This window comes from Bradyrhizobium liaoningense (assembly GCF_018130785.1).
GTDB lineage: Bacteria > Pseudomonadota > Alphaproteobacteria > Rhizobiales > Xanthobacteraceae > Bradyrhizobium > Bradyrhizobium liaoningense_A.
The window spans coordinates 114,859-127,053 of sequence record NZ_JAFCJT010000009.1; the positions used below are offsets into that span (position 1 = coordinate 114,859).

Here is a 12,195-nt window from a genome sequence, read left to right on the forward strand (position 1 = left end):
TCGCGAATCCTTCCCTGCCCTCCTAGTATCCCTCCCGCGGGCTTGGGGAGACCAGAATGCGTTATGAGAAACTGGAGGCACTGCTTCGGGTGGCACTCGACATGCGAGGCAGCGCGGAAGGGATTTCGCTGGACGATATCCAGCGCAGCTACGGGATCAGTCGCCGCACCGCCGAGAGAATGCGCGATGCAATCGAACGCGTATTCCCTCAGATGGAGCAAGCCAATCCAGGAGAGGTCCCCAAGCGCTGGCGTATTCGCTCGGGGCCCATTGCAAATCTCGCGGGCATTTCCAGCGAGGAGCTCGCAGCGCTCTCTACAGCCGCACAGATCGCGAAACGTGACAACATCGCCGATTTACCGGCACGGCTCGAGACGCTTGCCGCAAAGCTCAAGTCACTCGTACGCCCCGAAGTCGCGCGCCGGATCGGTCCGGATCTCGAAGCGCTGACGGAGGCAGAAGGAATTGCCCTGCGGCCTGGTCCCCGACTGACAATCCCCAATGCTCTCCTTGAAGATCTTCGGCACGCTATTCTCGCCTGCAGGAAAATTCGACTTCACTATCGGGCGAGAGGCACAGGCAAATTAAGCCGCCAGCTGGTCTGTCCCTATGGATTTCTCTACGGCAACCGACACTATCTCGTGGCCTACAGTCCGAGCGAAGGCATCAGCGACTATCGGCTGTTCGCACTTGCAAATATTGAGAAGGTCGAAGTGCAGGAGGCGCCGTTTCGGAGACGCAAGGATTTTTCGCTACAAGGTTTCGCGGAACGGTCCTTTGGCGTGTTTCAGGAAGATCCTCTTGATGTGGTGTGGCGTTTCACGCCACAGGCGGCACCGGATGCGCGACAGTTTCTGTTTCATCCCAGTCAGATCGTCGAAGACGAGCCCGACGGCTCGCTTGTAGTCCGCTTTCGCGCCGGCGGGGCTCTGGAAATGTGCTGGCACCTGTTTACGTGGGGCGATCAGGTAGAAGTGGTGCAACCGAAACGGTTGCGAACGTTGCTCGGACAGGAAGCACGCAAGAGTGCACAGAACCTGCCAGGCTGACGCACGGGGCTCTCAATCCGTATCATCGTCCGGATTGAAAAAACCGGTCCATTCTGGCTGCTTGTTTTCGCTTCTGTAGACCCCCGAGGGCGTTACAATCCGCTTGAACACCAGACCGCGACGGCCACAATATTGCTCGATCTCCTCGATCCTGGACCTCATATTCGGAATGCCGTCAAATCCCCTGCGGGTAAAACAGAGCCGGCGCAGTGATTGCAGAGTTTCCAGTTCCGAAATCACGTCACGCCACCGGGTGACGCGACCGTCGATGTAACTGTCTGGCCGATCGCACTCGCGACCTACCTCTACCTCGACCTCGGAAATCAGATCAATAAAATCAATGCGCCTGCGCGATATGAACTCGAGTTTTTTACCGAGTTGGGCGCGGCGCAGATCCTGCTCTCCAAATGCGCAAGGCAGAAGACTCCACAGCTCGTTTTTCGGGCTGCTATAGAAAAACTCGGCCTTGTTGGCCTCGTGGCCCGGATTGAATGTCCCGAGAATGATCGTTTCGACAGCCGGGTTCATCCTGTGGTCTGAAAACTTGTGCCGAACGCGCACCTTTTTCTCCTCTTCTTCGCCATGCATCATGAACTGGGCTGTCCTCAGATGGCAGGCATCGGCTGGGTTAAACAGTGCACCCCACCGCCCCCATCTGCGATTGCGTCGATTCGCAGCAGAATAATTTCCCGCCCCGGGAACGCTTTCGCAAGTGCTACCCGGGCCAGTCCGTCCCGCTCGGGATCGCCGAACCGTGGACCGATCACCGCGCCATTGGCGATGTAAACATTCAGATAGGCCGCGGCGAACATGTCGGGGTCACCGTTCCAGTACCGCTTCCGTGGTGGAGCGAGACGCACGAGACGGAGCGTGCGACCATCGGCATCTCTTGCCCGCTCCAGGTTTTCTATGTCGTGCTCGCGCGAGAGAGGCACTCCGCTGCGGCGATCATCATCGCTTTCCACCAGGATCTGGCGTCCGGGCGCCTGGAGTACGTACCCGTCAACGTGACCACTTGTGATCGGCTCGCAGGGATCGCCTTCAAGCCAGATCACCTTGCGAATGCCCATTCCCCGGAGTCCGGATGCGATCGCCTGCTGGCGAGGCGGACCTGTTCGCACCGGATTGCGGTTCGGGTTGAGGAGACAACTGCGGGTCGTGATGACAGTGCCACGACCGTCGAATGAAAATGCGCCACCTTCGGCCACGAAGGATGCCGCGATTTCCGGTACGCCAAAGACTTCGGCTGCGGTCTTCGCAAGCCGGTCACCGGCGCGGGCCGGACGATCCGGCGAACCGCCCCATCCATTAAAATTCCAGTCGATGGCGAGGATCTGCTTGCTAACGCCCTGACCGCGGATGGCGAAGGTTGGCATGATGTCCCGCATCCAGAAATCATCCACCGGCGCCTCGATGACAGTTACTGGCGGGCAATCGGAAAACCGCTTGCGGGCCTCAAGGAATTCGCGGCCCGGCGGGGCCAGCAGGCGAACAGGTTCGAAGCGCGCGATCGCATGGACGACTTTCGTTAAGTCACGCTTTATCCTAGCGGCATCCCTCGAACTCCACTCCCGATGAACTACCCATGCCATCCAGCAGCAGGCGTGAGGCTCCCACTCGGCCGGAATACGTATTGATGCCTCGCGGCGGCTGTTGCGTGTCATCTGGAGCCGGACAAAGCCCTGGAGGAGGAAAGGCTGAAGAAGTTATCCACTGCTGCACGTCAGATCTGGACGCACCAAGCCACTCTACCTGAGGCTTTCGGTTGGCAACGCCTCTATCATACGGGATAGTAGGTTCCAGAATTGATCCTGATCACCTGCTTGCCGGGTTTGGGGGCCCTTCGTGAGCATCGCATTTTCGGCCCGCCGCACGGTTGTCGTTCACACCAATTTTGCAGCGCACATGGCCCGGGTGGCTGCCGCCCGTAACGGCGAGATCGGCCTTCAGATCATGAGCATGGGTCAGCTGACTGCCCGCCTTGCGGGCGGGTTTCTAATGCCAATTGATATGGAGGCCCTGCGGGAGGCTGTTCGAAGCACATTGCCGGAAACCCCGCTCGGCGAACTTGAGCCAATCAAGAGCCTGCCAGGTATGGTCCGCGCCGCCGTTGGCACGCTCGACAGGATCTGGCGGGCGGATATCGATCTCTCGAGCTTCGCGCACCCGCGCCTGCAGGCACTGGCTGCGCTTGAATTCCGGGTGCTGCAGCGACTTCCAGCCGCGATGAGGAAGCCACGGACGCTGGTTGATCTTGCGCTTGTCCGTCTCGTACATGCACCGGCCGTGCTGGGTCCGGTCGAGATTCGTGGTCATAGCGAGATGCCGGTCTGCTGGCGTCGGCTGTTAATTGCGCTGGCAAACCGTGTCCCCGTCACATGGATCGCCGGACCTCGCCCGGTCCCGAACTGGCTTAACGACAGGAAAATTGAAATCCGGCGGAGCACTACGTCCGGGGTTACCCCGGAGGTTTATTCCTGCGCTACGCCGCAACATGAGGTTCTGGAGGCTTATCGATGGATGCGATCCCTTCTGGCTGATGGAAGGGCAAAGCCCGAGGACATCGCAATCGCCGCCGCAAGCCCTGCTGATTATGACGACTACATTGCAGCGCTTTCCCGCGAAGCCAGTATCCCGATTCACTTCGTGCAGGGCGTCAGGGCCGTCGCGACGCCCGAGGGCCAGACCGCCGCTTCGCTGGCGGATGTTCTCGTCAATGGCATTTCGCAGGCGCCGGTACGCCGCCTGCTGCGCGGTCTGAAAGGGACGGGACGGATCGCCGAATTGTCACCGGACTGGGAGCGCGTTCTCCCGACTGACGCCCCCCTTTCGACCGTCCAGCGATGGAAACAGGCCTTCTCTTCGGTCGACCCTTCCGTCTGGCCTGACGGGATCGACAGGTCGGACGTCATACTGGAAATGCTGGACCTGCTCGAAAAAGGCTGCGCAGGAGCGCACGAAGCCGGAGAAAGGCTGCTTCCCAAGCTGTCGTTGAAGCTGTGGCGACTCGCGCTCGAGGATGGCCCCCCTGAAGCACTGCCCGTCACGCTTGCGCACCTGCGGATTGCCGACGGGCTTGAGCCAGCCTCGCATCCAGTCTGGTGCTCAGCGGTCTCCCTCGCCGCGTCACCAAGGCCGTTTGTGCGACTGCTTGCGCTTAATGCCGGCAGATGGCCAAGGCGCATCCCCGAAGACCGTCTCATTCCCGATCACATCATTCCGATCGAGGATCTGGAGCCGCTGCCACTCGCCGATGCCGACCGCCGCGATTTTGCGACCATCATCGCCAGCTCTGCCGAGGCATCCGTCTCGTTCAGCCGCCGGGATGTGGAAGGTCGCCTTCTGGGGCGCTCACCTCTCGTCGGTGACTTCGAACAGATCTACCTCAGTTACGGCAGGATCCCGGGACACGCAGCGAGTGAGCCGGACCGCCTCATAGCGCGCCCGACTGAATTCCGGGCAACGCCAACTGCTCAGTCAGGCCTCGCGGCCTGGCGGGATTGGAGCAAACCGCGGATCAGCGCGCACGATGGCCTCGTCCGCGCAAGACACCCGCGGCTGGAGAAGGTCTTTCAGCAGCCGTTATCGGCAACGTCCTTGCGTCTGCTGTTGAGAGACCCGATCCGGTTCGTCTGGCGATATGCACTGGGATGGCGACAGCCGGAGGAAGCCGACGAACCATTCAGCCTCGACCCGCAGGGGTTCGGTGTTCTCGTACACGAGACGTTGCAGGTCGCTGTCAGCGCGTTCGAGTCAGCCGGCGGATTTGCGGCAGCCGGACCGGACGTGATCGCGACAGCTATCGAGGACGCAGTACTCGTGACCGCCTGCCGGTGGGAGGCCGGCCAGCCTGTGCCGCCTCCCCTCATCTGGCGCAACGCCGTGGATCTGACGCGCAGGATCGCCAGGACAGCCCTGACCCGTCATCTCGAGAGCCTGCCAAAGCAAACGAGCTGGACCGAGATTCCGTTCGGAACGGCAGATGGACATGGCCGGAGCGGTCTACCCTGGGACCCCTCAAGGCCCGTCGAAATCCCGGGAACGGGAATCACCATTCAGGGGCAGATCGATCGGCTGGACCTTTCCGGTGACAATCGCAGGGCCCGGGTCATCGACTACAAAACCGGCCGCCCGAACCGCAACATGGCCGACGTGGTGGTCAAGGGTGGTACGGAACTGCAGCGTTGTCTCTATGCCTTTGCGGTCCGGACGCTGCTTGGCTCCAGAGTTGAGGTCGAAGCTGCCCTGCTCTACCCGCGTGCTGCAGAAGGCGAACAGGCGCTGTTTCCACTCAAGGACACACGGACAGCGCTGGACAAACTTGCATCCGCCATAGCCTGCGCACGGCACAGTCTGGAAAACGGGCTTGCGCTTCCCGGCATTGATTCCCAGGACGCCTACAACGACTACTCATTCGCCTTACCCGCCAGTCCGGGCTATCTGGCCCGAAAGCGTCCGGCTGCGGACAGGCAGTTGGGGGACGCAACCAGAATCTGGGAGGCGCCATGATGAAGGCAGGTCGACTCCCGGACATCGCCGCCCGTACAGCCGCCCTCACCCGGATCGACAGGTCCCTGTTGATAGAAGCCGGTGCGGGCTCGGGCAAGACATCGATCATGGCCGGCCGCGTGGCCTGCCTGTTTGCCCGGGGAATCAGTCCTAAGCACGTCGCGGCGATCACCTTTACCGAATTCGCCGCCAGCGAACTGCGGATCCGTATCGAACGCTTCGTCAGTTCGCTTTGTGCCGGCAGCATCCCGGCCGACATCGAGACCGCTTTTCCCGAAGGAGTAACAGAAACAGACCGGCAGAACCTGATCCGCGCCAAACAATCTCTCGATGAGCTTGTCTGCACGACGATCCACGGATTCACGCAGGCCCTGATTCAACCATATCCGGCGGAGGCTGGCATCGATGCTGGCGCAGGCATCATTGATCCGACGGAGGGAGACCTCGCCTTCAACGAAAGATACCAGGCCTGGCTCCGGGAGCGTCTTTCCGGGGAACAGGACGACGACGTCATCGCCGCGCTCGTACAAGCCGATGAATTCCGTGGTCTCGCGCTTGTTCGCAGCATCGCGGATTTCCTCAGAAAGAACCGCGATGCGATGTCCGCAACTCAGGCCTGGTCAGGTTCTCAGGCCAGGCAACTCTCGGCTGCTGCGTCAGCGTTTGAGCAGGAGATTGGGCAGTTTGACTTCCGGGACGAAGAGACCAGCGAGGCGTGCTCGGCATTCAGCGAGATGGCCAGGGTCCTTGACGGGCCCGATCTTGCAACGAGGGAGCCAGAAAGCCGCTCCCTTGTCCAGGCCGCACTCATCCCGCGCCACATGGCCTGCTTCACGCAAACCGGTGGCCGGAGACAGCTGAGGAGAAAGGGGGCGTGGGAACAGGCCGCACGCGCAGCTGACAGAAGCAAGGCCGAGGGTGCGATGGCCTGGCGGTCCTGTGCAGCGAGATATGACGCCTGCCATGAGGCCTTCGAAGAATTGATGGCAATGGTGGCTGGCGAGTTGCTCGTCCGGATTGCCGGATCGATCGATCGGCTTCTGTCTAACTGGCACGCATACAAGCGGTCTACAGCGGTTCTCGATTTCGACGACCTGCTCCACCACGCCCGGGCTCTTCTGGCGAACAACGAAGACGTCCGGAAGGCACTCGCAAGGCGCTATCAGCACGTACTGGTCGATGAATTTCAGGACACCGATCCGCTCCAGATTGATATCCTTTGGCGCCTGTGCGGCGATCCCCCGGCGGATGGAAATCAGGACCCTCTCGCCCGGATCCTTCGCCCCGGCTCGCTCTTTCTCGTCGGCGATCCGAAGCAGGCCATCTACCGATTTCGCGGAGCGGACGTGAACGCCTATGTACGGGCGCGGGAGGCAATCGGCAAATCATCAACGCTCAACATCGTCGCCAACTTTCGGTCAGTTGAGCCGGTCCTTTCGTTCGTCAATGGAGCGTTCACAGGCCCCCTTTCGACGGCAGCTGGCCAACCCGGCTTTGCGGCTCTGGTGCCGACCCGCCCGGCAGGCGAGGACGCAGCGGCGGTCGCCGCCCTCGACATTGCGGTCGAGGATGGTGAGGACCGCGCCGAACAGCTGCGCGACGCTGAGGCGGACAGAGTTGCCGAGCTGTGCTCGAGAATGGTCGGCAATCTGGAGGTATGGCGTGATGGCGGGTTCAGGCCCTGCCGCTTCGGCGACATCGCCCTGCTCGCCCCGGTTGGAACGGACCTCTGGCGGTTTGAGGAGGCGCTGGAGCTGCGTGGAATCCCCGTTTCAACGCAGGCCGGAAAAGGTTTCTTTCGACGACAGGAGATCCGGGACCTGATTGCGCTGACACGCACAATCGCCGATGCCCGCGACACACTTGCCCTCGGGGCGCTCCTGCGCGGTCCACTGATCGGACTGTCCGAGACCGAGCTACTCGACATCGCCGACGGACTTCCTGTTGACCCCCGCCGCCCCCAGCGACTCCCGAACCTCGGCCTGTGGACGGATCCCGACAGCATCAATCACCCCGTGGCGCGCGGTATCATCAGGATCCTGCAATCCCTGTCGCAAAGGGCGCGCTCGACCACTCCCTACGCGCTACTTTCTGACGCCACAGGTCTGCTCCATATCCGGGCCCATTTGCGTCATCGCTTTCCGGCCAGCGCCGATCGCGTGCTTGCGAATCTCGACCTCTTCCTCGAGATGTCGCGTGCGTACGATGTGCGAGGACTGCGCGCGTTCGCAAGGGACATGCGCGCGAACTGGGAGGAGCAGACTCTCCAGGTCGAAGGCCGGCCGGACGCCGAAGAACAATCCGTTGCGCTGATCACCATTCACGCGGCCAAGGGACTCGAATGGCCCGTCGTCATCCCCGTCAACATGACTGGAGCACCCAGGTCAGAAACCGGCCTCGTGCACGACCGGCAGTCGGGTATGTTCTCCGCGCCAGTGCTGGGCATCGAACCGGCCGAATACGCCCGGCTAAAGTCCCTGAACGAGCTGGAGTCAGCTCGTGAACGGGTCCGCCTCTGGTACGTCGCCGCGACAAGAGCGCGGGATCTGCTTGTCTTCCCACGGCATTCGGGCCGATTGCCCGACAGATCATGGGCGCAACTGGTGGATTTCAATGTCGGGTCTATGCCGGCATTGGAGCCCGCAAGCCTCGGCCCGGACGCAAGCATACCTTCTGCTCCTTGTAAGAACACCCAGATCGCCGAAGCGTTTGCGGACCAGGCGAGAAAGATTGCCGAAACATACAACAGGATCGTCTGGCTCCGACCGAGCCGACACGAGCTGGATGAACCTGAGGATGAACTGGTTCAAATATCCTCTGACCCCGAACAGCTTGAACGTACAGACTCCGCAGGGGTTCTCGGCAGTGCTACACGCGGCACAATCCTGCACAAGCTGATGGAAGAGGTTCTCACAGGAGAGACATCGGATACCGCGCCCGAACTCGAGCTGCGCGCGTCTGAACTCCTATCCCAGCTGGGCATCGAGCCATCGGGTGATCCCGGTGCCGGCATTTCGCCGCATGAACTCGCTTCGACAGTTTCCCGCACCTTGCGCCTTCCCGAGATCGCGGTGTTGCGAACCGGTCTTGCGCCCGAACTCCCGGTATTCGGCCGACATCCGGACAGCGCGCGTGAGGCGCTCGTTTCCGGCGTGATCGACGCGGCATCCCTCGACGGCAGTGGAAAGATCGAGGTCGTGCTCGACTGGAAGAGCGACGTCGTCTTCAGTGATGCCGTGCGTCAGTCGTATCGTCCCCAACTCAGGGCTTATCGCACCTACGCGGGCGCCAGTCGCTCCCTGCTGGTCGCGCTGACGCATGGGATTGTTTTGGATGAATAAGGTGATGTCGGTTCAGGTTGAGGAGAGATAGTCAATGTTGCTGATGACAGAGAATGAGCTTCTTGATCGATTTAATTCGCGAGTCAAAAGGGCCAACCAGATCGACGTAGCGGTCGCCTGGGCGAATGAATGTAATGCACTAGATGCCTTGAAGACCTTCGCTTCCAATGGCAGCGTCGTACGGGCCATTGTGGGAATTGCCGGAAACGCAACTCACCCGAATGCCCTGCGCACCCTTCAGAAGTACGCGAGATTACGCATTCACGACAGCCTCGACGGGCTATTTCATCCCAAGCTCTACATTTTTCACGAGAACGGCACACGTTATTGCTGGATTGGCAGCGCCAATCTCACGCGAGCCGGTTTCGAGCAGAACAACGAACTTGTTCTCGAATCCGAAGACGTTAGAGGAGCCGCTTTCGAATGGTTCGAGACCTGCTGGACCAGCCTGGGTGACGAGGAATCCAGCGGCCAGTTACTCGATATATACGAGCGCGACTGGAAGCCGCCTCAGGCATGGCCGCAGACCGAAAAAAACTATAATCGTTCGAGCAGTCGTGGTCAGGGCGAGTTCGCCGAGTACCTCTCGGACTGGAACTCCTTCGTAGTGCAGCTTGCAGAGGCTGAGCTGTTCTGGAGCGCCAGATGGAACAGGGAATCACCCATCACCGGCGAAGGAGAGACATGGCTCGAGACAATCACACTTGGTCAGAGGGTCGTCCGACGAGAGGACTGGAGCAGCCTTTCCAAGGAAGATCGTTACCTCCTGCTCGGTCGTGACCCTTATGGACAATTGGGTTCGATGCGCGGAGCAGGCCTCGCCAACAACATCTTCCGGGTAGACAGCTCCGAAAATCTGCAGATCCGCCGCCAAATCAGAAACGCGCTTCAACCTTGCATAACCGCAAGTGATAACCGCTTCGCAGAAGTCGCGTGCGATTTCATTGAGGAAGTCAGCTCGATCGACGGTTTCGCGGGAGCGCTTGCAACCAGACTTCTCGCACTCGCCCGTCCCGATCGAGCGGTCTCCGTAAACAGGGGATCGAGCGCAAAACTCGCAGCCCTGACAGGCTTGCCACAAACCAGTCTGGCCAAAGCGCCTCGGGGCAAAGGGAAGTCCTACCTTGATCTCCTGCACTGGCTCGAACAGCAGAAATGGTACTCAAATCCACAGCCGCAGGGTTCGCGCGAAAAGCTCTACGCGAGCGTGCGAGCAGCGCTTTTCGACGCGCTCGTTTATGAATGGGATGGCTAACCACGGCGCCGGATCTACCAGCCAGCCGCCGCTCTCAGGTTTCCTGATTCTCGCCTTGTTCCTCCACGTCGGTTGGGTCCGGCTTGCTGGATTTCAGGCTCAGCCCGGCTGCGCGCAACAGCTGCAAGGTGCGTCCGATGTCGGTGCCTGCAGGAGTCCTGGTAATGCCCGGCATTATGCGATCGACCATTTCTTTCAGAGTAATGACCCTGATGGGATTGTTGCGCAGCGCCTTTCTGAATTGCTTGCAATTTTCCCAGATAGAGCGGTCGCCTTTGGCCAGAGTGACTGCCAGGCAGTAGGTGAACCTGTCAGTGCCTGTCAGCTCACGAATCTTGTCGACGAAGGCCTTTGACCAGTCCGGCTTGGTAAGCTCACGGTAACGCATTTTCCCGAGCTTGTTGTTTCCTTCGACATCTTCATCGATCAGTTTCCTTTGATATCGAAAATCGAAACCGCCCTGCCAGCTCTTGACGTTAACTACCATTACCCGGGAGGGACCAGAGCGGCGAGGATCGACTGCGAGCACGTCGATGTCGCTCGGAGTTTGTTTAAAGTTGTGTGGCCTGTACTTGATATTGTGTCGCACAAAGTAGCCTTCGTGCGTCAAATACTCTTCTACGATTTGTTCGAGAATGTCTTCCTTTTGCGCCATGTTTTTCCCCAATTGTCAGGATCGGGCGCCGAACCGATATGCAACAACGACTTGAATGACGTCAGTAAACCGCCGTCAAGGCCTGCACCACCTTGCCAGCGGGTGATCGCAAAAGATACCGGGCAGGAAATCGTCATCGCTTGCAGCGTGACCAAATCGTTCGCGGCTGGCTCGAGCAAAAACGGAACGCGAGCGTCGACTGTGCTCTATGGCTATGCAGAAAGAAAGAAAGTCGCCGCAGTTGACAAAAGATTACCAACAGCTTCCCTGCACTTCTCGAAGCTGCAGAGACGATCGCCGGTAAGCTCATTCATGTAGACGCGCCGGTTCACCTCTATCATTAGCGATTGAACCCTCATGTCGGCACGGTAGTGTTTTGCCGGAACGATCGCGCCCGCAAATGGTCTGTTAACAGCAACGGTGAACCCGAGTTTCCGCGCCGCGTCCGCAAGTGCTCCAGCCAGTCCTTGCGCGGTGTGGCGAGGATCCGTCCCAATGCAGATTTCGGGTCTCTGCGGGTCCTGGTCGGGTTCGTGCGGTAGTGGACGATCAGCGAAACTGTGGCAGTCGATAATGAGGCAAAGGTCTTCGCGGCGGAGCACCTTGTCCACGGACGAAGTGAGTAACTCATGATGCGGCCGATACCAGCGCGTCATGATACGCTCACGTTCAGGCGCCGAAACTGTAGTGCGCAGACTGCTCCCGGTGCTGGTTGCCGTGTAGATCGCGCCCATGCCGCGGCCTGACATCGGCTCGTCTGCATCGTTGGGAAAGCGTTCCACATCGCATACCAGCCGGCTGACTGGAAACACAACTCGCTCCGCTTCATGAAGCGTAGGTGGGAACAGCTCGGCGGTGAAGGCGTCCGTCATTCGCAGCAACTCTGTTTCGAGCTCCCCCTCGCTGACAGAAAGTTGCGCACGCTCGTCGGCCGGTATCAGGCGAGAACTGTGAGGAATGTGCAGTACAACGATCTTTCTCGCATCCATTCCGTTTCCGGTTTCGGTGCTCTGCCGCATGGTCATTGGCAGTTCTCCCCAATCCGGATGGCTCTTCGCGCGCTCGGCCGGTCGTTGATCCAGCCGTCTTGGCGCGCGTTGCGGACCAGGCGTTCGGCTTCATGCAACGTCACGGCCCTGTTGTTCAGCCGGACCGTGATCCGGCCTCGGGCAATCCCGGCGGTGAGAGCATTATAGAACAGGAGCTGGGCAAAGCTGGCCGATGGGCGGCCGGTTTCAGCGACCACCATGCTGCGGATTGGCATGATGCCGCCCACGCGGACAATGGCTGGAGCGGGAAGAGAAGACGCGGCCAGTCCGATGATGACACCGCGCCGCGTTGGCCGAGCGGAATACAGATTTAAAGGTGGGATAGACATGTTGCCCC

General features: G+C 60.1%; 9 protein-coding genes. 4 read left to right on the forward strand and 5 right to left on the reverse strand.

Going from position 1 to position 12,195, the window contains the following annotated elements; translation table 11 throughout:
* Nucleotides 1-56 precede the first annotated feature (56 nt).
* Nucleotides 57-1,049 (forward strand): YafY family protein, encoded by a 993-nt coding sequence (locus JQ627_RS20180; RefSeq protein ID WP_212485896.1) that lies wholly within the window; start codon nucleotides 57-59, stop codon nucleotides 1,047-1,049.
* Nucleotides 1,050-1,061: 12 nt separating this feature from the next.
* Here JQ627_RS20180 and JQ627_RS20185 read toward each other — a convergent pair whose 3' ends face one another.
* Together JQ627_RS20185 and JQ627_RS20190 are read right to left on the reverse strand one after the other, a co-directional pair.
* The gene (locus tag JQ627_RS20185) at nucleotides 1,062-1,640 is read right to left on the reverse strand and encodes a hypothetical protein (protein ID WP_212485897.1); all 579 of its coding nucleotides are present in this window, start codon (nucleotides 1,638-1,640) and stop codon (nucleotides 1,062-1,064) included.
* Between the two features lie 14 nt (nucleotides 1,641-1,654).
* Nucleotides 1,655-2,713 (reverse strand): agmatine/peptidylarginine deiminase, encoded by a 1,059-nt coding sequence (locus JQ627_RS20190; RefSeq protein WP_212485898.1) that lies wholly within the window; start codon nucleotides 2,711-2,713, stop codon nucleotides 1,655-1,657.
* A gap of 181 nt (nucleotides 2,714-2,894) precedes the next feature.
* Here JQ627_RS20190 and JQ627_RS20195 point away from each other — a divergent pair, with 181 nt between their 5' ends.
* From JQ627_RS20195 to JQ627_RS20205, 3 genes are read left to right on the forward strand one after another with little or no spacing between them, the layout of a single operon-like run.
* Nucleotides 2,895-5,558, forward strand: coding sequence for a PD-(D/E)XK nuclease family protein (locus JQ627_RS20195; RefSeq protein ID WP_312015790.1), 2,664 nt, complete (start codon nucleotides 2,895-2,897; stop codon nucleotides 5,556-5,558).
* A complete protein-coding gene (locus tag JQ627_RS20200; protein ID WP_249143214.1) occupies nucleotides 5,555-8,899 on the forward strand; it encodes an exodeoxyribonuclease V subunit beta in 3,345 nt (1,114 codons plus the stop codon). Before JQ627_RS20195 ends, JQ627_RS20200 begins: the two co-directional genes overlap by 4 nt.
* Before the next feature lie 34 nt (nucleotides 8,900-8,933).
* Nucleotides 8,934-10,154, forward strand: coding sequence for a phospholipase D-like domain-containing protein (locus tag JQ627_RS20205; RefSeq protein WP_212485899.1), 1,221 nt, complete (start codon nucleotides 8,934-8,936; stop codon nucleotides 10,152-10,154).
* A 34-nt stretch (nucleotides 10,155-10,188) separates the two neighbouring features.
* Here the strand turns inward: JQ627_RS20205 and JQ627_RS20210 are convergent, their stop codons facing one another.
* The 3 genes from JQ627_RS20210 to JQ627_RS20220 form a co-directional block, all read right to left on the reverse strand.
* A complete protein-coding gene (locus JQ627_RS20210) occupies nucleotides 10,189-10,809 on the reverse strand; it encodes a nuclease-related domain-containing protein (protein ID WP_212485900.1) in 621 nt (206 codons plus the stop codon).
* A 212-nt stretch (nucleotides 10,810-11,021) separates the two neighbouring features.
* A complete protein-coding gene (locus JQ627_RS20215; protein WP_212485901.1) occupies nucleotides 11,022-11,834 on the reverse strand; it encodes an N-formylglutamate amidohydrolase in 813 nt (270 codons plus the stop codon).
* Entirely contained in the window at nucleotides 11,831-12,187 is a 357-nt protein-coding gene (locus tag JQ627_RS20220; protein ID WP_212485902.1) for a hypothetical protein, read from the reverse strand. Before JQ627_RS20220 ends, JQ627_RS20215 begins: the two co-directional genes overlap by 4 nt.
* Nucleotides 12,188-12,195: the final 8 nt, after the last annotated feature.